Annotated in this window: 20 protein-coding genes and 1 pseudogene; 9 read left to right on the forward strand and 12 right to left on the reverse strand. The window is 39.1% G+C overall.

Going from position 1 to position 22446, the window contains the following annotated elements:
* Positions 1-96: 96 nt before the first annotated feature.
* Positions 97-399: a cytochrome c gene (locus KO505_RS09815; RefSeq protein ID WP_216055270.1), complete on the reverse strand. Its 303-nt coding sequence runs from the start codon at positions 397-399 to the stop codon at positions 97-99.
* 147 nt (positions 400-546) lie between these two features.
* On the opposite strand from KO505_RS09815, the gene KO505_RS09820 reads away from it, so the two are divergent.
* On the forward strand, positions 547-2031 hold the full coding sequence (locus tag KO505_RS09820) for a YdiU family protein (RefSeq protein WP_216055271.1): 1485 nt from the start codon (positions 547-549) through the stop codon (positions 2029-2031).
* Between the two features lie 122 nt (positions 2032-2153).
* The gene (locus tag KO505_RS09825) at positions 2154-2660 is read left to right on the forward strand and encodes a hypothetical protein (RefSeq protein WP_216055272.1); all 507 of its coding nucleotides are present in this window, start codon (positions 2154-2156) and stop codon (positions 2658-2660) included.
* A 75-nt stretch (positions 2661-2735) separates the two neighbouring features.
* Here KO505_RS09825 and KO505_RS09830 read toward each other — a convergent pair whose 3' ends face one another.
* Entirely contained in the window at positions 2736-3632 is an 897-nt protein-coding gene (locus KO505_RS09830; RefSeq protein WP_216055273.1) for a cupin domain-containing protein, read from the reverse strand.
* Positions 3633-3934: 302 nt separating this feature from the next.
* Between KO505_RS09830 and KO505_RS09835 the strand changes: the two genes are divergently transcribed.
* The gene (locus KO505_RS09835; protein ID WP_216055274.1) at positions 3935-5950 is read left to right on the forward strand and encodes a TonB-dependent receptor; all 2016 of its coding nucleotides are present in this window, start codon (positions 3935-3937) and stop codon (positions 5948-5950) included.
* Between the two features lie 86 nt (positions 5951-6036).
* Here the strand turns inward: KO505_RS09835 and KO505_RS09840 are convergent, their stop codons facing one another.
* The 3 genes from KO505_RS09840 to KO505_RS09850 all read right to left on the reverse strand — a co-directional run bounded on the left by KO505_RS09840 (position 6037) and on the right by KO505_RS09850 (position 8000).
* Complete coding sequence (locus KO505_RS09840) at positions 6037-6426, reverse strand: nuclear transport factor 2 family protein (protein ID WP_216055275.1); 390 nt, start codon at positions 6424-6426, stop codon at positions 6037-6039.
* A 96-nt stretch (positions 6427-6522) separates the two neighbouring features.
* On the reverse strand, positions 6523-7140 hold the full coding sequence (locus KO505_RS09845) for a DsbA family protein (protein WP_216055276.1): 618 nt from the start codon (positions 7138-7140) through the stop codon (positions 6523-6525).
* Entirely contained in the window at positions 7134-8000 is an 867-nt protein-coding gene (locus KO505_RS09850) for an MBL fold metallo-hydrolase (protein ID WP_216055277.1), read from the reverse strand. The genes KO505_RS09845 and KO505_RS09850 overlap by 7 nt, the downstream gene beginning before the upstream one ends.
* A 108-nt stretch (positions 8001-8108) precedes the next feature.
* Here KO505_RS09850 and KO505_RS09855 point away from each other — a divergent pair, with 108 nt between their 5' ends.
* Positions 8109-9005 (forward strand): LysR family transcriptional regulator, encoded by an 897-nt coding sequence (locus tag KO505_RS09855; RefSeq protein WP_216055278.1) that lies wholly within the window; start codon positions 8109-8111, stop codon positions 9003-9005.
* Between the two features lie 92 nt (positions 9006-9097).
* Positions 9098-9553, forward strand: coding sequence for a hypothetical protein (locus KO505_RS09860; protein ID WP_216055279.1), 456 nt, complete (start codon positions 9098-9100; stop codon positions 9551-9553).
* Between the two features lie 14 nt (positions 9554-9567).
* On the opposite strand, the gene KO505_RS09865 is transcribed toward KO505_RS09860, so the two are convergent.
* The 3 genes from KO505_RS09865 to KO505_RS09875 all read right to left on the reverse strand — a co-directional run bounded on the left by KO505_RS09865 (position 9568) and on the right by KO505_RS09875 (position 13496).
* A complete protein-coding gene (locus tag KO505_RS09865) occupies positions 9568-9915 on the reverse strand; it encodes a DUF6404 family protein (RefSeq protein ID WP_216055280.1) in 348 nt (115 codons plus the stop codon).
* A gap of 70 nt (positions 9916-9985) precedes the next feature.
* Positions 9986-12847, reverse strand: coding sequence for a pitrilysin family protein (locus KO505_RS09870; RefSeq protein ID WP_216055281.1), 2862 nt, complete (start codon positions 12845-12847; stop codon positions 9986-9988).
* Between the two features lie 193 nt (positions 12848-13040).
* Positions 13041-13496, reverse strand: a complete 456-nt coding sequence (locus KO505_RS09875; protein WP_216055282.1) for a DUF523 domain-containing protein — start codon at positions 13494-13496, stop codon at positions 13041-13043.
* 94 nt (positions 13497-13590) lie between these two features.
* On the opposite strand from KO505_RS09875, the gene glmU reads away from it, so the two are divergent.
* The 4 genes from glmU to KO505_RS09895 all read left to right on the forward strand — a co-directional run bounded on the left by glmU (position 13591) and on the right by KO505_RS09895 (position 16997).
* The gene (gene glmU, locus KO505_RS09880; protein ID WP_216055283.1) at positions 13591-14949 is read left to right on the forward strand and encodes a bifunctional UDP-N-acetylglucosamine diphosphorylase/glucosamine-1-phosphate N-acetyltransferase GlmU; all 1359 of its coding nucleotides are present in this window, start codon (positions 13591-13593) and stop codon (positions 14947-14949) included.
* A 170-nt stretch (positions 14950-15119) separates the two neighbouring features.
* Positions 15120-15500, forward strand: a complete 381-nt coding sequence (locus KO505_RS09885) for a VOC family protein (protein ID WP_216055284.1) — start codon at positions 15120-15122, stop codon at positions 15498-15500.
* Positions 15501-15671: 171 nt separating this feature from the next.
* On the forward strand, positions 15672-16532 hold the full coding sequence (locus tag KO505_RS09890) for a serine aminopeptidase domain-containing protein (RefSeq protein ID WP_216055285.1): 861 nt from the start codon (positions 15672-15674) through the stop codon (positions 16530-16532).
* Positions 16533-16583: 51 nt separating this feature from the next.
* Positions 16584-16997 (forward strand): SRPBCC family protein, encoded by a 414-nt coding sequence (locus tag KO505_RS09895; protein WP_216055286.1) that lies wholly within the window; start codon positions 16584-16586, stop codon positions 16995-16997.
* Here the strand turns inward: KO505_RS09895 and cobA are convergent.
* From cobA to KO505_RS09915, 4 genes and pseudogenes are all read right to left on the reverse strand, one after another.
* Positions 16994-17809 (reverse strand): annotated as a pseudogene (gene cobA, locus KO505_RS09900) (uroporphyrinogen-III C-methyltransferase); the annotation flags it as partial. The gene KO505_RS09895 and the pseudogene cobA sit on opposite strands and share 4 nt — an antisense overlap.
* Before the next feature lie 79 nt (positions 17810-17888).
* Positions 17889-18662, reverse strand: a complete 774-nt coding sequence (locus KO505_RS09905) for a phosphoadenylyl-sulfate reductase (protein ID WP_216055288.1) — start codon at positions 18660-18662, stop codon at positions 17889-17891.
* 36 nt (positions 18663-18698) lie between these two features.
* On the reverse strand, positions 18699-20438 hold the full coding sequence (cysI, locus tag KO505_RS09910) for an assimilatory sulfite reductase (NADPH) hemoprotein subunit (RefSeq protein WP_216055289.1): 1740 nt from the start codon (positions 20436-20438) through the stop codon (positions 18699-18701).
* Between the two features lie 26 nt (positions 20439-20464).
* Entirely contained in the window at positions 20465-22294 is a 1830-nt protein-coding gene (locus KO505_RS09915; RefSeq protein WP_216055290.1) for an assimilatory sulfite reductase (NADPH) flavoprotein subunit, read from the reverse strand.
* Positions 22295-22446: the final 152 nt, after the last annotated feature.

Below are 22446 nucleotides of genomic sequence, written 5' to 3' on the forward strand. Positions count from 1 at the left end.
TGCTTGACGCTTATTAATCGTAGATACAAAAATGCGATTTCAATATTGAATTGAAATCGCATTGTTTAACATGATTAAGTTAAATCGGCTTTTTACTTACTTTAATGACGCAAAATAAGCAGATACGTTTTTAATATCTTCTTCTGACAAAGGCATGGCCATCGCAGACATCACTGGATCTTTTCGAGCACCAGATTTAAAGTCTCTTAATTGTTTTTCTAAATAAGCTACTTTCTGTCCTGCTAGATTTGGATACATAGGGATCATGCTGATACCGTTGGCACCATGACAAGCTGCACACGTGGCAGACTTAGCTTTACCAGCTGCAATATCAGCGGCATTTGCATTAAATGCAACTGATGCAAAAAGCATGGTGGAAAGTGCTATTATTTTTTTCATATGGACTCCAATAGAAAATATAAGATTGAATTTTTTACCTACTGATTAATAACTTAGCATTAATTGGTAAAATGTCGAATAAGGAAATGGGGTCACAGTTAGTTAATCTTATATTTATTAATATATATCAATTTATACGGCGAAATTATGTCTTCTACAGATGGTAAACAATCAGATCAAATACAGCTAAACCTAAAACATAGCTACGCTGAACAACTTTCAGAGATGGCCGCATTTATTACGCCAACGCCAATGCCCGATGCAAGTTGGATAGTAACCAGTCCCGACGTGGCTGAATTATTGGAATTACCTGACTCTGTTTTCACCGACAGTCATTACCTAGACTGGTTTAGTGGCAATGCAACCTTATCCAATGCCAAACCGTTAGCGCAAAAATACACAGGCCATCAATTTGGTCATTACAATCCCGACTTAGGTGATGGTAGAGGATTATTATTGGGTGAATTGCAAAGCTCCTCGGGCAGTTGGGATATTCACGTTAAAGGTGCAGGGCAAACCCCATTTTCACGATTTGGTGATGGTAGAGCTGTATTACGCAGCAGCGTTAGAGAGTTTTTAGCGTCGGAGGCCTTGTTCCATTTAGGTATACCAACTAGTCGTGCGTTAGGTGTATTTAAAACATCTGAAGCCATTCAACGTGAAACAACCGAACAAGGTGCAGTGTTAATTCGTATTTGCCAAAGTCATATTCGTTTTGGTCATTTTGAATATGCCTTTTACCAAAACAACACCGAGTTATTAGAAACATTGGTGGAATATACTCATAGTCATGTTTTACAACTGGCTACTGACGTCCATTTAACTATTCAAGACAAAACATTGGCAATGTATAAAGCAGTGATCAGCTCCACCGCTGAGTTAGTAGCAAAATGGCAAGCGTTTGGTTTTTGTCACGGAGTAATGAATACCGACAACATGTCTATTTTGGGCATTACTTTTGACTTTGGGCCTTATGGATTTTTAGATGAATTTGATTCTAAACACATCTGTAATCATTCGGATCACTCGGGGCGTTATGCTTTTGATGAACAACCTGGCGTTGCGCTCTGGAACTTAAATGCCTTAGGTCATGCGTTGTCTCCTTTATTAACGAAAGATCAATTAGCCGAGTGTTTGTCGCAATTTGAACCTACATTAGTCAAAGCCTATTCGGCGCTTATGCGCCAAAAACTAGGTTTAACGCAAAACGACAAAGGCGATCAAGTGTTATTAGGAGAGTGGTTAACCTTGTTGCAACAAGATAAACGTGATTACACGAATTCATGGCGTTTATTATCAAACTTTAATGGTAATGATGACGTGTTCATTGATCACTTTATTGACCGAGAAGCCGCCAGTAAATGGCTGACAAAATACAAACGCCGGTTACTAATTGAAAAAGACGATACCCAAACTCGTCTACAAAAAATGCGCGCAGTTAACCCTAAATATATATTACGAAATTACTTAGCCCAACAAGCCATTAAAGCAGCAGAAGCGGGTGATAACTCAGAGCTAGAGAGATTATTTGAAGTGCTAAAACAGCCTTTTGATGAGCAACCAGAGTTTGAACAATACGCCCAAACGCCACCTGATTGGTCAAAAGACTTATCGATAAGTTGCAGCAGTTAATTTGTATAAAAATAATTACAATGAGTTAATTCACAATTTGTAGAGAACTTGCCATTTAGCTCAGTTACGTTAATGTAAAAACTTAACTAATTGATAATATTGTGTAATTTAAAGGATTATATATGTCTAGATGGATACTTTTAAGTTTGTTACTACTACTTATTTTTATTGCTGGCTGTTCAAGCGACAAAGACGAACCTGAAGTAGTTATAACGTCGCCTTTATTTGGCGAATGGGTTTCAAGTTGTAATAGTGATGATACTGATCCTGAAGATGAAGAGTCTTCAATTAGTCGTTTTACCTTCACCGACACTAACGTAACTATTACAGAAAGTATTTATTCAGGCTTGGCTTGTGAACGCCTTCTTATTGAGTTTACTTTATTAGGTACTTATAAAATTGGGGAGTTGGTATCAACTCCTGCACGCATTGATGCCACAAAGGTAGATTTAATGTTAACTGAGGGCTCAGATACCTTTGGCAATCAATATGATGATTATGACACTTCCTTTTTACAGCTGTTCGTTATTGAAGGGACTTACCTTTATATGGGCGATAATTTAGGTGAAGAAGAAAGTATTAGGCCACAAGAGATTGATTTTAGTACTTGGTTAGAGAAAGTAGAATAGCGATATTATCGACTTAAACAACATCTACTTTAGTGAGCAATCGGAGGGATACCTCCTATTAATGTTCCACTACCGTTAACTCGCAAACCCTTCTGGCATATTAGTTTCGTGACCATTAACAGATAATTTTTTAATGATTTCCGCTCTGCTTGGATACTGCTTAATTAACTCATCGGCTAATCCTGCCTCAAAACAGGTGCCAGTGAAACCCGGTGCCATAGTGCAACCAAATAAGGCATATCGGCCACCGTCATTTAAACAGCCAGCTTGCCATACACCTGCAGGAATAACGTATTGAATATGTTGTCCTGCCATTGGGTTTGTGCCCATTAATACTTCTTCCGTTTTACCATCTGGATACAATAAATAAAGCGTAAATGGGTCGCCGTTATACGCGTGCCACACCTCATCAAAATCAAGTTTATGAAAACACGATAAACTTTCGGGTTCGTTAGCATACAAACCTATCATAGCGGTGCCTGCAGGTTCGCCATTGTTATTTTCTTGATTAGAACGCCATGTACTTTTAAACAAGGTGCCCTCTACAGGTAAACGCTCAAAACGATAATGGCGCAACATAGCGACGGTATCTGGATGAATTGGTTTTTGATTAAATCGGCTGACATCAACAACGTCGATAATGGCATTGGTATTTAATGCACCATACAAGTGTGGGAAAGACTCAGTTTTAAAAAAGTTGCTGGCGGAATCATCACAATTACTAAAGTCACCATCCGCCCCCTCGTATACCAGTTCGGATTTCAGCAGGCTAATATCAATCACCAGTAATTTTAAGTCCGTTACACCAGGGTAAAACCTATCAACCACTTCGCTGACTTGATGGGAACGGCATAAATGCATAAACCCTTCGGCTTTTACGCTTGGATGTTCATACTCAGTCTGTTGCAAGATTTCAGCGACTAAAATGGGCGAAGCAATACAAAAAACACAAGTGTCTTTGGTGTGAGCCATGAAAATTCCTGTTGGTTAGTGCGATGGATTCGAGCCGTATTATGCCGTTTAGGTGCGCCAATTTACAGTGATTATAAGGGTATTTCTCTACTCATGTAGGTTGGTTACAACTGCCCTTTAAAACTCTTTTTTCTAATAAAACGTTAATTTACTAACTTGTAGTCATGTATCTGAGTTCTGTTGCAGATAACCTAAGACTAATCACTGTGTGTTCGTATTTCAGCTCATTTATAATACCCCCGAAAAACATGACTCATAAAACAAACGAGTAAGTACAAAAAATTAATAGGATAAGCAGTAATATGGGAAGGTTAGTTTTAGCCACAATTGGCATTTTATATGGCGCGGCTGTGCATGCAAATATTGAAAAAATCACCGTATATGGTCATAGAGCAGGTTTAATCGGCGATTCGATTAGTGCTTCAAGTGGTATTATTGGTCAAGGGGAAATACAAGAACGTCCAATGTTAAGAAGTACTGAAATGCTTGAGTTAATTCCTGGGATGGCTGTGACTCAACATAGTGGTTCAGGTAAAGCTAATCAGTACTTTATTCGTGGTTTTAACCTAGATCACGGCACTGACTTCGCCACCAATATCGACGGCATGCCAATCAATATGCGCAGTCATGGTCACGGACAAGGTTATACAGATCTTAACTTTATTATCCCAGAAACCATTTCTACCATCAGCTATGCAAAAGGCTCGTATGACGCAAGCCAAGGCGACTTTTCTACAGCCGGCAGTGCTAACTTCTTTATTGCCAATGATTTACAACATCAACAAGTTGAATTGAGCTTAGGTGAAAACAATTACTTCAGAGGTGTCGCTTTAGGTGCTGCACAGTTAAGTGATGGCAAGTTAATTGGTGCAACTGAATGGCAAACGTATTCGGGCCCTTGGGACAATGTTGATGAAGACGTGAACAAAAAGAACGCATTATTACGTTATGTAACGAATATGCAAAACGGAAACTTATCTGTAACGGCCATGGCTTATGACAATACGTGGAACTCAGCGGATCAAATACCGCAGCGTGCAGTAGACCAAGGTTTAATCTCTGAATTAGGGTCATTAGATACATCGTTAGGTGGTAGTTCAAGTCGTTATAGTTTGTCGGCCAATTGGCAAGGCAATAACCTACAAGCTAATGCTTATGTAATTAATTACGATTTAAACTTGTTCTCAAACTTTTCATATTTTTTAAATGATCCGATTAATGGTGATCAATTTAATCAACAGGATAGTCGTACCATTTCCGGTGCGGCATTAAGTTATCAGTTTGATAGTCATGGATTCTCAATCCCCGTTCAGCACAAGGTGGGATTACAACTGCGTCATGACAACATAGACAATGTTGGATTATATAATACCAAAGAAACGGTTTATGTAAGCACCGTTCGCCAAGATGCGTTAACTGAAACCAGTTATTCAAGTTATTGGCAATCTAACTTAACCTTTAATAACAAATTAGAAGCAACGGTTGGTGTCAGGTATGACTACATTGACGCTGATGTAAATAGTGATATTGCAGCAAATTCAGGTTCAGCCAATGATGACCAAATTAGCTTTAAAGCTAGCCTTAACTATCTAATAAATGACTCGTTAGCAGCTTATGCTAATTGGGGTGAATCGTTTCATTCTAATGATGCACGTGGGGCAACTATCTCTATTGATCCTGCTACGTTAACTCCAGCAGAAACCGTTGATTTATTAGTGAAAAGTGAAGGTGCTGAAATTGGTCTGCGTTATTCTGATAAACAAAACTTCAATCTATCTGCCGCTTTATGGTGGTTAGAGCTTGAGTCAGAATTGTTGTTTATTGGGGACGCTGGTAATACGGAAGCCAGTGATGCGTCCAAACGTTATGGTATCGAAGTGAGTGCGTACTATTGGTTAAATGACAGTATTAGCATAGATGCAGAAGCGTCATTTACCCATTCAAGACTAGATATTAACGATGTGAACGACCACATTGAAGGTGCGGTTCCAGTAGTTGCGAGCACAGGTGTGAATTGGCATGTTAACGATAACTGGCAATCATCTTTACGATTACGCCATATCGGTAAACGTACATTAACGGCAGATAACGAACAGCGTTCAGACCCGTTAACGGTATTAAATACTATGTTCAGTTATTCGCAAACTCATTGGAAAGTAAGTTTTGAATTATTGAACTTGCTGGACAGTGATGATCATGACATTGATTATTATTATGAATCTCGTTTACCGGGTGAAATCAGTGAAGGTGTTGAAGACAATCACTTCCACCCAATTGAACCAAGAACGGCAAGATTAAGTTTAAGTCTATTGTTTTAATTAGAATTTAATAATAACTCAATGAATAAACGGTAAGCCTTATAGCTTACCGTTTTTGCTTTACGGCTAAGGAACATTAACCCTCGTTATTGCATAGCTGCATTGACTGGAGCACTATCAACAAACTGCTCAAACTTAATAATTTTGCTATTTTCTAATGTCCAAAGATGAGCAACTCGGGCGTTAAATGACCTTCCTGTATTATTAAACACACCAGAATAAGTGCCATAAGCAAATACCTTATTACCCTCAGCAACATAATCTTCAACGACAAATTTATAATCGGTCCATTCAGTTGCTAAGCGGTGAAATACATGTTTGGATATTTGTTCAAATCCAATATACGTCCCGGCCAATGGGAAGCCGTCGGCTTCTTTCCACTTTACCTTGTCAGACAAATATTTCTCTAAGTTTCGTCCATTCTCTTCTGACGAAGCACCTTCATAAGTACTTTTGATAATTTCAAGGTTGGTCATAATTACCTTATCTCCGTTTACGTCCAGCATTTTTATAAATTCATTACTTGTTTAAGCATAACTGATAGCGCCTCGAGTACTTAGGTGACTCAGTCGCTATAAATTTTCTATCAGTTTTTGCCAATGTATTGCATTACCGTAAAAGTCAGAATGGGCGAGTCGGCTTAATTTCCCTTCACTTTCCATGATAAATGTTGGGAACCCTTGAACTGACCATTGCTTCATTAACTTTTGACTTTTTTCAATGTTAGCCATTGCATTAACCTCTTCGGTTTTCATTAAATCAAACCAATTATCTTTTTTTGCACCAAGACCAACTGCAATCTCAGATAAAACTACAGGGTCACTGGAATCAAGTGCAGATTGATAATGCGCCTGTTGAATCGCTTTTAGCATCACAAAACCTTGATTATAATATTGCTCCATAACCCAAATTGCTTGTGCTGTAATGTATGAATCAAATATCAAAGGTGTTGCATTTTTAAGTCGATCGTAATATTCAGCTGTGAATTCTTGACCTGTCATTTCAGCAATTCGTTTATCGTTCGTTATTGCCATATTTCTAAAAGAGACGTCCATCTCACGCCTTTGTACCATTCCTCCAGGGTGCATCACTAATTTTACATTTTGTGCTGAGTTCGCAATATCAGCCAGAGGTGTGGCGCCGTAACACCAGCCACACATAGGGTCAAAAAAGTAATGAATGGTTACCATTTCATCTCTCCCATGTGAACTTTAGCGCCTATGTTTAATGCAAGTGCAAATTGTGAGTTTGGAAAAGCAACTGTCATTTTGTCAATTAGTGCTTTCGAGTGTTGGCTATTTTTCTTTTCTTCAATAAATGTGTTCAAGTATGAAATTGTGTAGTTAATATTATTAACATCAAGATTTGTATCTTGTTGCATATGACCAGGTACCACTATTTGTGGAGCAAGGTTTTGCATTTGTGTTAACTGTGTTAACCAAGCGTCTAATTTGTCTTGCGTTTGAGTATCGGCTGTCCAAACATGTACCCCGCCAAACACGGCAATATTACCTACTAATGCCTTTTTAGATGGGATCCAAAGGTAAGGTCTATGGGCTAATAAGCCGCTGGTTCCTTTAATTTCAATTTTATAACCATCTACCGTCAATTCAGTTTGCTTGATTGCTTTTGGTAATAATGGATTTTTTGGTGCATTTGCGCCCATTTTTGGTCCCCAAAAAGCAAGTTTACCTTCCATCTTTTTTTCTATCACTTTAGCAACAGCTGGTGTGGTTAATACTTGGGCTTCAGGAAACAACTTTTGTAATGTTTCAGCACCAAAATAAAAGTCGGGATCTGCTTGGCTAATAAAGATTGTGGTTAGTTTTTTACCAGAATCTAATACGTTTGCGGCAATGCGTAACGCGTCTGCTTTGGTAAATCCAGCGTCGATTACTAATGCTTCGGTTTCACCATATACTAAGGTTGAGTTGACATGAAAGCTGTTGCTGTCTGCATTAATTACTTTTAGGGTTAATGGGGTTTTATTCGCTGCATATAATGATGTGGTTAATAACAGTGAAGTTATCAGTAAAATTACTTTTTTCATTTTGGATCTCTTTGTGTCTATGATTAATGTGGGGCAATAATAGGCAATTGATTTGAACGAATAAATACACAATAATGCACATCATTGTTTCATATATCGGACAAGTTAATGGATAGACTCACTGCTGCGCAAGTTTTTGTTGATGTTGCCAATTCAGGTAGTTTTACCGCAACGGCTGAACGCTTAGATATGTCCAGACCTATGGTTACTCGTTATATTGAAACCATTGAAGCTTGGTTTGGTGCGAGGTTACTACACCGGACAACACGGAAAGTCACTTTAACCACAATAGGTCAACAGTGCTTGGAAGATGTTGAGTTATGGATATCGGTTGCACAGAAAATTGTATCTAGTATTGAATCACCAACTGAATTGTCTGGCTCTATAAGGTTGGCGACAAGTATGTCTTTTGCTCATACTCAATTAATGGCTGCAATTACTGCGTTCATGTCAAAACACCCTAAGGTCTCGATTGATATTGATTTACAAGATAATGCCATTGATTTAGTAAAGAGCAGAATTGATTTAGCCATTAGAATAGCATCTAGCCCTGACCAATCACTAATTGGTAAACCTATTGGAGTGTGTCGCTCCGTGCTGGTAGCCAGTAAAGAATATTTAGATAAGTCGCCTCCTATTAAAGAGCCAGAAGATCTGAGCGAACATCAATGCCTTAGTTATACTAACTTTGAGCGTAATATTTGGCACCTGCAAAGAGGCAAAGAACACAGATCAATACATGTAAATTGCCAATTAACCGCTAACGAAGCAACCGCGTTATTTCAAGCTGTGTTGTGTGGTTCCGGCATATCCATGCAGCCGACATATATGGTAAATAAAACAATTAATGAAGGTGGTTTAATTCATGTTTTACCTGATTGGAAACCAAACGACATGTATATCTATGCTTTATATTCATCAAGAAAGTTTTTGTCGCCTACGGTCCGCGCCTTAATTGATTTTCTTAGTGATTATTTTGATAAACACGATTGGGATCATGAATAAACTTATTATTTGATAACAATAAAATATTTTCTATACCCGTCAAAATTATTAATGTAAGTTGTGGTTTTATAATCAGTGAACAAGGAAGTGCTATGAAAACAATACTATTTTTACTGGCGTTATTTAGCGTCTCGGCTTATGCAACAACCGCCAAACAAGCTTGTGATGAACTCAAACCGGTAGTAAAAGATCTGCAAGCTCAAGCTCCAATGGATATAGATTACGTGACGACTCTGACCGGCGTTCAAGTGTTTTATGTTTCTAATATTTGCATTTTAAATTATAGCTATGTACTGAAAACAACTAAATTTTTAGACGATATGGCAAAACAAAACGAGCTGTCTATTGATGACAATTTAGCTTTTTTGAAAACCGAGGACGGTGTAGCCGCTTTGCAGGAGTCGTTTAACGATATCGCTAAAAACTCAGCTAATACCAACTTTAAAGACTTCAAAGAAATTAAAGGCATGCATATTTTATATAGCTACAGCTTTGACGACACCGAAGTTCCAAGTATCAGAGCAACAGTAATGGAAAACGAGTTATAAAACACTATTAGCTACTACAAATCATCCCATTTACTTAAGCCATTTTTTGAGGCGCTTTTTTTATAATAAAGCGCCATTATCAAACCAAACAATACACCACTGACAATACTTGTCGTCACCACATTGAAGATAGGTAAACGTTGTGTACTCCAAGTAGTAAACCACATTAACAGCCCCCAAATGAGTCCGAAAAATATTGCTGAAAAAGCAAAGTTATTAATAAAGCTATTGTAATGCACGGGTCTAATTTTGAGCCCTAACTTTCTTAACAGGATAAATATTGGCGGATTATAGTTAGACTCGCGCATACCTGTGTTTGCTAATTCCGCTTGGGCTTTTTCTAGTTTTGATTGATATGACATTTGGGATCTCGTTACTTTAAATGTGAAAAAGGGACAAGCTATGCTTATCCCTTTGTATATTAATCCACAATTAGTTAACTGGGTTACCAGCAGTATCCAATACAATGGCTTTGCCTAAACCAAGTTCATTTACTCGTTCAAGCTGTGTTGCTGCATCACCCACAATTAGATAAATCATCTTGTCAGGGTTCATGTATTTAGCAACGGTTTGCTGTGCTTGTTCTATGGTCATATTAGCTAATGTTGCTTGTTGTTTAGCGACATAATCTTTAGGTAAGTCGTAGCTGCTAATGTTTTGTAATACACCCATTAGGCTGTCTGTAGTCTCAAATGCGCGGGCGTTTGAGCGTGATAAGACTGACTTGGTATTGGTCAAAGCTTCTTCGTCAAAACCTTGGTTGTAATTAGTCATTATTTCTCTAAACGTTTGTAAAGATTCTAATGTCACATTTGAACGTACACTTGAACTTGCCGTGAATACACCCCCTAAGTTTTTACGATTTACACCAGAATATGCACCATAGGTATAGCCTTTTTGCAGGCGTAATATTTGGAATAACTGACCTGAGAAACTGCCACCTAAGTTATGATTAACAGCAACCAGAGGATAATAATCATCTGAATTTGCAACCATAGCGCGAGCCCCAATTTTAATGAACGACTGTTTAGCCCCCGGTACATCTACAAAGTAAACTTGGGCTTTTTCATTAAGCGTTGCAGCGGTCGTTGCTGGTAATTGAACATCACCGGCTTTTAACGTTTTAGCTAACGGAGCTAAGCTTGCGGTTACTTGTTGTTGGGCTACGTCACCTGCAACATGAACACTGGTTAAGTTAGCTACTATGTTATTGTTGTAAAACGCTTTAACGTCATCCAAGGTTATATTGTTCACGCTTTCCACTGTGCCGGAAATAGGCGTAGACAACATGTTTTCGTCACCATACATTAATTTGTTATACACAATGTTAGAGATAGCGCCTGGATTACCTTGAGCTTGTTGAATTTGTGCAATTGTTTCGTTTTTAATACGTGTCCATTCTGACTCGTCCCAACGTGGTTGCAATAACATCTCTTGCGCTAACGCCATCACTTCTGTGAAGTTAGCCGCTAACGTATTACCGGTTAAAGTTAAATATTCATCACTGGTTGTGAAACGAATGTCTGCCCCTAACTCACCTAAGGCTTTTTCAAGCTGTTGCGGCGTTTTCGTTGCAGTGCCTTCCATCATCATGCTTGTGACTAAATTAGCGGTACCCACTTTGTCTTTCGTGTCTAAAGCATGACCACCTAAAATACGGATAGAGAAGGAAACTAACGGTAACTCAGTATGTTCAATACCTAAAACTTGCACACCATTGTCTAATTTAGATGTCCAAACATCAGGTAAAGTAATTGTCGGTGACTTACCAAACTTAGGTTTTACTGAACGGTCAAATGCAGACTTAGTTTCAGCTACTGGCGGTAATGCTTCCGTTGATTCCATCCCAAGGTTTTGTTCTGCACCTTGAACTACTTGTTCTTCAACAACGTCCGCTTTGGTTGCATCACTTAACGCCAGTTCTTTTTGCCCTTTTGGCACAAAGCTAGTAGCAACATAATTTTTACCATTTATGTATTTATTAAATACATTCATGATGTCGTCACGAGTCACGCTTTTGTAACGCTCAATTTCTGTTGTGATTAAGTTTGGATCACCAGCAAACTCATTGTATGTCGCTAATGAAGAGGCTTTATTAAAGACGCTGGTTAGGTTGTTATAAAATGCTTTTTCTTGGCGCGTAATAATTCGAGCAAGCTGTTCGTCGCTAAAACCTTCTTTTGCAAAACGGGTTAATGCTTTATCCAAACTGGCTTTTACATCGTCTAATTTTGTACCGTTAAAGGCTCTAGCACTGATACCAAAGGTACCCGCAATTTCACCGATATACGCATACGCACTGACCGACGGCGCTAACTTATCTTGTTCTACTATAGTTTGGTAAAGCACACTGTCTTTGCCATCGTTTAGTACTTCTGCCAATAACTCTAATGCATAAGCATCTGCTTGATATTGCTCAACTGCTGGAAAAGTAACGGTTAATTCAGGTAATTGTGCAAAGTTATCTTCATGATACAAAGACACACTTTGCGCTAATTTTGCAGGCATTGGCGGTAATGCCTCTACTTCTGGCTGAGGTTGTAACTCACCAAAGTATTTTTCAATCCACTCTTTGGTTTGTACACCTTCAAAATCACCGGCTAAAACCAGTGTTGCGTTATTTACGCCATACCACTTTTGATAGAAGTCACGCACATCTTGTAAGGTGGCGTTTTGTAAGTCTTCTAAACTACCAATAACACTCCAGCTATATGGATGACCTTCTGGATACATAGCTTCCATAACAACTGAATTTGTATGGCCATAAGGTCTGTTGTCTACGCTTTGGCGCTTTTCATTTTTAACAACTTGTTTTTCGTTTTCCAAGCCTTCTTTGGTCACGGTATTGATGAAGTAACCCATACGGTCAGACTCCATCCATAAGATTTGTTCTAAGCCATCATTTGGAACGACTTCATAATAAATAGTCCCGTCTTGCCAAGTACCACCATTTAGAGTGCCCCCCATATTGCCGATGTTTTGGATAAACTTACCAGCTCCAACATTGGTGGAGTTTTGGAACAGCATATGTTCAAAAAAGTGCGCAAAACCCGTTTTACCAGGCAGTTCACGATTTGAACCAACATGATAAACAATCGCAACGGCAACAACTGGGTCTGACTTATCTTGGTGTAAAACCACATCAAGGCCATTTTTAAGTTGATACTTTTCTATGTTAAGCGCTTTGCTTTCTTTGGTTGAGCTTGTAGTAGGAGTTGATGATTCTGGGTTGGTGCAAGCTGTCATAGTGACGGCAATAGCGACCATAGTTAAAACACGCTTTATAGATTTCACGAGCATCCCTTATTTTGAAATTGCAGTTTTGAAATTGCGATTATTGTAATTTGCGAATTATTGAAGCTGACTGACATACATTAGTCGTTTTATTCTTATTATCCGTACCACTTTAAAAGTATGCATCAACAAAAACAATAAATTAGTTTAAAAAGAATCTAACAAGAGGTGTGGAGATTATCTTACTTAAGGGTTAAGAAATGACGTCGAGTAACTTATCTATTTCAAGTTCTGAATAAACTTGGATCCCGTTTTTACTTAGTAATTCCGCGGTAACACCTTGACCGGCAATTAACGTTTTATCAAATTGACCATTATATATTTGATGATTACCACAGCTTGGGCTTTTTGCTTTTAATAAGGCAATCTTAATATTGTGTTGCTGACAAAGCGTTAATGCTTTTTGCGCACCAAGTTCAAACTCAGTGGTTACATCTTGTCCGTTAACGGTCATGATCTTGTCTTGTTGTCGCTCAGCGGGGTCTCTTGGTGTAGGTAAACCTCCCGCTTGTTCAGGGCAAATGATAACGAGGCGATTTTGCTGCTGTAATTTTTGTAACCATGTTATTTCTTTCAGAGGCACACTTTTACCGTCGTATCTTACCGGATAACCCAATAAACATGCTGACACTAACACTTTGTCTGTCATAACCCACTCTATTTGTTATTTATAAAAAAAGGACTGAACATTTTACCAACAGCCTTTATAATACCTCTGATTTTAAAAGGATATGAGAAAAATAATGAGTTTATCTGTTGTAATTTTAGCTGCCGGTAAAGGCACACGTATGAGATCTAGCTTACCTAAGGTATTACACCCTGTAGCTCACAAACCTATGGTGCAACATGTAATCGATGCGGCCACAGAATTGCAGTCAGAAAACATCAGCTTAGTGTATGGTCACGGCGGTGAACAACTGCAACAAGTATTAAGCCATAATAAAGTGCATTGGGCATTACAAGCTGAGCAATTAGGCACAGGTCATGCGGTAAAAGTCGCCGATGAATATATGCCAGATTCAGACACTATTCTTATTTTGTACGGTGACGTACCGCTTATTCAAACCTCGACATTAGAACGTTTATTAGCGGTAAAACCTGAACAAGGCATTGCTTTGTTAACGGTTAAACTAGATAACCCAACCGGTTATGGCCGAATTGTCCGTGAAAATGGCAAAGTGGTTGGTATCGTTGAACAAAAAGACGCTAACCCAGAACAGTTACAAATTGATGAAGTTAATACAGGCATCATGGCGGTGAACGGCAACTTACTAAAACAGTGGTTATCCAACTTATCCAGCGACAACGCGCAAGGTGAATATTATTTAACTGATGTGATCGCTATGGCGCACAACGCCGGTTTTGCAATTGAAACTGCACATCCTGAAACGGGAATTGAAGTAGAAGGGGCTAATAACCGCGTTCAATTAGCGACGTTAGAGCGTGAATATCAACGTCGTGCGGTTGAAACCTTAATGTTATCAGGTGCGTCAATGCGTGATCCTGCACGAGTTGATGTAAGAGGCAATGTAACCGTTGGACAAGATGTTGAAGTAGACGTCAACGTTATCTTTGAAGGCACCGTTGTGATTGGCAACAATGTAAAAATTGGTCCTAACAACGTACTTAAAGATTGCACTATTGGTGACGGCGCCGTCATTGAAGCGAATTGTTTAATCGATCAAGCGCAAGTGGGTGAATTAGCTCAAATTGGCCCTTTTGCTCGCTTACGTCCAGCCGCCATTGTTGGCAATAATGCGAAAGTCGGCAACTTTGTTGAAATGAAAAAATCCACCTTAGGTGAAGGGTCAAAAGCTAATCACTTCTCTTATTTAGGTGATGCCATTATCGGACGAGGCGTTAACATAGGTGCTGGCGTGATCACGGCAAACTATGATGGTGTAAATAAGTTTAAAACCGAAATCAAAGACAATGCATTTATTGGCACTAACTCAACATTAGTAGCGCCTATTTGCATTGAAGAAAATGGCTTTGTGGCAGCAGGCTCAACCGTCACCAAAGGCGTTGGTGAAAATGGATTAGCTATAGCTCGTGGTAAACAACGTAATATCGAAGGGTGGAAACGCCCAACTAAAGATTAGTGAATAAACACTTCATTGTTCAATAATTTAAAGCGCTGATATATCGGCGCTTTTTGCTTTCAGGCATTACCTTTTCACAATTTACAAAATTTTTTTTATCAAGACTGATAACTTGTTCTACATTTAATTCGTTGTTGTTTTGTATAAATTATTAAATTTAAGGAAATGTGATGGCGAATAACCCAGTTGGTTGGTTTGAGATATATGTGGATGAAATGGCGAGAGCCAAAGCTTTTTATGAGTCCGTCTTTAACGTCAGTTTCGAAGTATTGAGCGATCCCACCAATACAGACACTGAAATGTTGGCGTTTCCATCGAATATGGAAGAATACGGTGTTTCAGGTGCATTAGTTAAAATGGATGGTTTTTCGGCTGGCGGTAACAGCACCATCATTTATTTTTCATGTGAAGATTGTGCAGTTGAAGAAGCCAGCGTTGTCGCTGCTGGAGGTAAAATTCAGCAACCTAAAATGGCTATTGGTGAATTTGGTTTCTGTACATTAGCGATAGATACAGAAGGCAATATGATAGGTTTACATTCAATGGCATAACCTTTGGAGCTAAAATATCGATAAGTATCAACTAGTTTGGTACTAAGAAAGATAACTGAATAAATATCATATAAAGCGAGACTAGTTGGTTAGTCTCGCTTTTTTCGTTAAGGTAGCCCGCTCTATATCATTACTAATGACATTGCCCTCACTTAATCACGGAAGTTACTCATGAAATACTTATTTATTATCGCTGCTTTATTGTTAAGTGGCTGTGCCATTAATATCACGCCAGCTTCATTCATTTATCAAAGTGAAAAAGTTGAACCTCAATTAGATATAAAAGCCATAGATGTCAAAATGAGTAACGCTCCATCTAGCGTCTCCAATATCAGTGTAATCACCCAAACTGGTATCACATTAAATGGCATAAAACTGACTAAAACAGATGCCATAGTGAATGTGGTTTTATTTGGTGGCAACGGGATGAGAATTAGTGCTTCTGCTGGCATTCTTAACCACTTTGCTTTGATCCCTGCGAATGTGATTTGGTTTGACTATCAAGGTATGGGCGTTAGTGAAAAAAGTACCGAACTATCAATAGATGCTTTAAAAATCGACGCTTTATCCGTATTCGACTTCGCTAAAAAGGAGTTCACTGCCCAATTGCCGTTAGTTGTGCATGGGGTATCTATGGGATCTTTAATTGCGGGTTATGTCGCAAGTGAACGACATATTGATGGGCTAGTATTAGATGGCGCGATTAGCTCGGTACCAGAGCTGGTTGAGAATTTAATTCCAACTTGGTCTAAATTATTTTCAACCGTCACAGTGTCACCGGAATTAAGTGATATTAACAATGAAGAGTTAATTGCCCAGTACACTAACCCTTTATTGATCTTAAGTGGTGAAAACGATGAAACCACACCATTGGTTTTTTCCCAGCAATTATTTAATATATCACCTAGTCTGATTAAATCGATTAAAGTATTGCCTAACACAACACACGCGCAACCAATGAAAAAGTCAGAAACCATAGATGCTTATAAAATATTTATTAACAAACTAACCTGCTGTCAGACCGATATGTAATTAACCAATTGCGGTATAAAATATCGACTGGCCACTTTTTAAGGAGTTTATATGCTTATTTCAATAGAAACATTAATCAATGCTTCGCTAGAGCAAGTGTGGTCTGCTTGGACGACGCCGAGCGATATTGTGAATTGGAATTTTGCCTCCGACGATTGGATTTGCCCCAAAGCAGATATTGAACTGGTTGTTGGTGGCAAATTTAATTACCGGATGGAAGCCAAAGACGGTTCATTTGGTTTTGATTTCGAGGGACGGTTTACCTGTGTTAAACCACATCAACAAATAGAGTATGTGTTAGGCGATGACCGAAAGGTGTTTATTACGTTTACTCAAACTGACCAAGGTGTGAAGTTAGTTGAGGCTTTTGAAGCTGAAAATGAAAATTCAAATGAACGACAGAGACATGGTTGGTTATCTATCTTAAATAACTTTAAACAACATGTAGAGCAAACGCGCGTTTAAGCCGCTTGCTCTTGAGCAATTTGAATGATTTTTGTTAGCTCTTGTTGTGCATCTTGATTGGTTTGGTTGTTAACATCTTGACCATTAAGCTCTGAATATAAGTTAACCACTTCTCCCACAATGATCAGCGCAGGGGAGCCAATGTTATGGCTTTGCACGAGCTCATCTAAAGTCGCTAATGTACCAATCACAACACGTTGGTCGGGTCTTGTGCCTTTTTCTATAATGGCTACTGGCGTATCAGCAGCACGGCCATGTTTTATCAATTGATGTTTGATTTCAGGGCTTTGAATGATGCCCATATATATCACTAAGGTTTGATTCGTACTGGCTAATGACTGCCAATTGGTATCTGACTGCGCATTGGCGTCAGTCGACTTTTTAAGATGACCCGTCACAAACTGTAAAGATTGTGCGTAGTCTCTATGGGTTAATGGGATACCGACCGCAGCAGAACAAGCTGCCGCAGCGGTAATACCAGGAACCACCTGATAAGGGATATTATATTTCGCTAATAACTGCGCTTCTTCTCCACCGCGACCATATATATAAGGATCACCGCCTTTTAAACGACAAACCACTTTGCCTTGGTTGGCTAGATCAACCAGTAGTTGATTTATTTGATCTTGCGGTAAGGTGTGATTACCCGCTTTTTTACCCACAGAAATATATTCTGCATCGGTACGACATAAGGTTAATATTTCGTCGGTGATCAAATAATCATAAACAATGACATCTGCCGCTTGCATCACTCGTAACGCTTTGATGGTTAATAAATCAGGATCGCCAGGACCTCCTCCAACTAAATACACTCGTGTATTTACGCTAGGCAGGTTAACTTTATTACCAGCATTGCTGTTGAGTGATATAGAAACGGGTGCATTGTTCATTTTAAATACCTCCACCTTCTACATTTTCATGTAGACCACACTCACGAGTCAGACCAAAAAATCGTGTTTCTTCTTCCGTCATGCCCGGTTCTAACTTGCGTGTTGTTTGTTTATCACCAACAGATACATACCCTTGCTCCCATAACGGATGATAAGGTAAGTCATGTTTTTGCAAATAATCGTAAATGTCTTTGTTAGACCATTCCAAAATAGGATGCACTTTAATGACAGGTTTATGGTTACCACGAATAAAACTGTATTCAGCAATGGTCTTATTAGCTCGACTAGAAGATTGACCCGCACGAATACCACTGAACCAAGTACCTACATCCAATTCTTCAAGAGCACGATTCATAGGTTCAACTTTGTTGATAAGGTTGTATTGCTTTAATCCCGCTTCACCTTTAGTCCATAACTGACCAAATTTCGCTTCTTGCCAAGCTGGAGTTAATTCAGCGCGATAGACTTTTAAGTTTAAGTTTAATCGTTCAGTTAACTGGTCGATAAATTGATACGTTTCATCAAATAAATAACCCGTATCCGTTAATATCACAGGAATATCCGGTTTTACTTGCGTTACCATATGTAACATCACGGCAGCTTGAATACCAAAGCTAGATGACAAGGTGATTGTTTGAGGTAAGTTTTCAACTACCCAAGCAACACGTTGCTCTGCCGTTAATGGTGCAAGCTGTTGATTAATCTGCTCAATATTGGCCACCAACCCAGGTTGGTCACCTGAGTTTTGATTTTTTATAGCTGTGGCTGTTGTCATGTTTATTTCCTAAAGGGCTGTATCAGCCCCAAATTGTTAGGCATGGAAGTCTGTTTTAGAGACTTTTACTTCGGCAACGATTTCTTTACGGATCACAAAATCCCCAAAACATTCATGCTCGTTGTTCTCAAGCGTTAAACGTTCTTTAGCCCAAGCACCAATTAACTCATCCAGTGCCGGCAAATACACATCTTCACCGACATTGTCTAAATACAACTTAGGGACACGAGTCCCCTCTCGGTTACCACCTAAATACACATTGTATTTACCTGGTCCTTTACCAACTAAGCCAATTTCTGCCAGCATGGCGCGGCCACAACCGTTTGGACAACCAACAACACGTAAAATAATGTCGTCATTGGCTATATCGTGTTTCGCTAAAATCGCCTCGGTTTTCTCAATCAAACTTGGTAAGTAACGTTCCGCTTCTGCCATGGCTAATGGGCATGTTGGTAGAGATACACAGGCCATTGAGTTTTTACGTTGTTCACTATTGCTGTCATCTATCAAACCATGTTCGCGAGCGATTTTTTCAATTTCAGCTTTTTGTTCTACCGGCACACCTGCAATAATTAAATTTTGGTTTGCCGTCATGCGGAAATCACCTTGATGGATTTCAGCAATTTTACGACAACCGGTTTTTAACGCTTTGTCTGGGTAATCTAAAATACGGCCGTTTTGAATAAATACAGTTAAATGATGTTTACCATCAATACCGTCTACCCAACCAATGCGGTCCCCACGATGAGTAAATGCATATGGGCGGCTTGGTTCGAACTTCACACCAGCACGTTTTTCAACTTCAGCTTTAAATGATTCAACACCAAATGAATCTAATGTGTATTTAGTTTTTGCATTTTTACGGTTAGAACGATTACCCCAATCACGTTGTACAGAGACAACATGTTCAGCCACAGCCAAAGTATGTTCAGCCGGAATAAAGCCAAAGTCGTCAGCTTTACGCGGATATGTGTTTACATCTCCATGCGTCATGGCTAAACCACCACCCACTAAAACGTTAAAACCGATTAACTTGCCGTTTTCAGCAATAGCTACAAAGTTTAAATCGTTAGCGTGAATATCCACTTCGTTATCCGGTGGAATAGTCACAGTGGTTTTGAACTTACGTGGTAGGTAAGTTGATCCTAAAATAGGTTCTTCAGTTGTTTCTGATTTTTCGCCGTTTAACCAAATTTCAGCATACGCTCTGGTTTTCGGTAACAAATGTTCAGATATCTTAGTTGCCCACTCATACGCTTCTTGGTGCAATTCTGATTGCACTGGGTTGGCAGTACAAAGTACGTTTCGGTTTACGTCACCCGCCGTTGCAATTGAGTCAATGCCGACACTATTTAATAGTTGGTGCATGCCTTTGATATTTGGTTTTAATACACCATGGAATTGAAACGTTTGACGCGTTGTTAAACGAATACTGCCGTACATGGTTTTATCTTCTGCAAACTTATCGATAGCCAACCATTGATGTGGCTTAATCACGCCACCTGGCATACGAGCACGTAACATCACATTGTGTAATGGTTCTAATTTTTGCTTAGCACGTTCAGAACGTATATCACGGTCGTCTTGTTGGTACATACCGTGGAAACGGATCAACTGGAAGTTATCAGCGGTAAAACCACCGGTTAATTGATCATCAAGATCCGCTTCAATGGTGCCTCGTAAAAAGTTACTTTGCGTTTTTAAACGCTCGTTATCAGCAAACTTTGCATCTGGATCGTGTTTACTGTTTTTCTTAAATTCTGAATTATTGCTCACGTTTTTTCCTAAATTCTAATCGACTATTAATAAACGTCTTTTTGATAGCGGTTAGCGCTACGTAAATCTTTTAAGTATTGCTCTGCTTGTTCTTCGTTTTTACCACCAAAGGTTGTTACGATTTCAAGCAGCACTTGATGTACGTCTTTTGCCATACGGTTTGCGTCACCACAAATATAGAAATGAGCGCCTTTTTCTAACCAAGCAAATACTTGCTCGCCTTGCTCACGTAAGCGGTCTTGCACATATACTTTTTCAGCTTGATCACGGCTAAAGGCAAGGTCAATCTTGGTTAATAATCCAGATTTAACATAACCTTGCAGTTCAACTTGATATAAGAAGTCTTGAGTAAAGTGTGGATTGCCAAAGAATAGCCAGTTTTCACCTTCCGCTTCACGTGCATCACGTTCTTGTAAAAATGCTCTGAACGGCGCAATGCCCGTACCAGGGCCAACCATGATCACAGGTGTGTTATTGTCCACCGGTAAACGGAAATTATCGTTGTGTTCAACAAATACTTTGATAGACGCCCCTTCTTCGGCACGACGAGCTAAGTAACCAGAACAGCCACCTAAATGTTCACTATCAAACGCATCAAACTCAACTAAACCAATCGTTAAATGAACTTCTTCTTCAACTTCAGCTTGGCTAGAAGCTATTGAATATAAACGGGCTTGTAACTTACGAGCACAATCAACCAATACTTGAGCGTCTAACTTAGCTGGGTTTTGGGCGATAACATCAAATATTTGTCGTGCTTCAATGTATTCACGTAATGCCGCTTTATCTTCAGTCAAAGCAAGTAATTGTTTGTTGTTGGTCGCACTTGCGTACTTTTCAACAAAGCCAGGATAAGACTGAGTAAGTTCTAACTTTTCTATCAGCGCTTGGCGAACGGTTAATGTTTCTTGACCAACGGTAACTTGTTCATCACCTTGAAGCCCCGTTTGAGCTAAAGCAGCATCGACTAATGTTTCATCATTAAGGAAGTAAACACCAAGTGCATCACCTGGTTGGTAAGTGATACCTGATTCTTCTAATGAGATTTCAACATGGCGTACGTCTTTAGTTGAATCACGGCCGGTGATCTTTTGTGAAAGACTTAACTCTGCAGCAAATGGGTTTTGTTTATTATATTGACTGCTATGCGCATGTGCAGCGGCAAAACCGCTCATTGGAATAACTTGCGCACCGGCTTGATTATTAGATTTAAATTCAGGTTCAAAGGCTTCAACAGCACCAGAAATCCACTGTGTCGCTTGCTCTTCATAATCAACATCAAGTTCAGCACGGGTAACAAGGGTATCTGCGCCTAATGCGTTAAATCGTTGTTCGAAGTCTATGGCAGTTTGGCAGAAAAACTCGTAACTGGTATCACCTAAACCAATCACCGCAACTTTAACGCCGTTTAATTTTGGTGCTTTTTTAGAAGCTAAAAATGCGTGTAAGTTTTCTGCATCTTCTGGTGGTTCACCTTCTCCGTAAGTAGAAACGGCAACCACAATAAATTTTTCTTTTTTAAGTTGGCTAGTTTTATAGTCCGACATATTAACTAACTTAACCGTGATGCCTTTAGCTTCAGCTTGTTCTTTTAGTTGATTGGCAACGCCTTTAGCATTACCCGTTTGCGAACCATATAATATGGTTAATACTGACGCTTCATTTGCCTGTGGAGCTAAACTCGTAGTTTGAGCACTTGGCATCGCTGCATTAGCACTTGCTGCCAAATAGCCACTCACCCAAGCTTGTTGAATTGGGTTAAGTTGTGCGACCAAGGTTTGCAGGTCCGTCACTTGTTGTGCAGATAACGGAGAAGCAATTTGATTTAGTTGTTGTACGAGTTGAACCGGACTCATGTTATTAAACCATCTATTTACAAAGTAAACGGATTGTAGAAGTCTAGTTATATTCGATAAAGTATCTAAATGCTTATATGTATTCCATTTGGTTATATAGCTAATTAGCCCCTTTAAAATCAAGCGTGTAGTAACTTTCAAGCCAGATATGA

Source organism: Psychrosphaera sp. F3M07 (assembly GCF_018860345.1).
In the GTDB taxonomy this organism is placed as follows: domain Bacteria; phylum Pseudomonadota; class Gammaproteobacteria; order Enterobacterales; family Alteromonadaceae; genus Psychrosphaera; species Psychrosphaera aquimarina.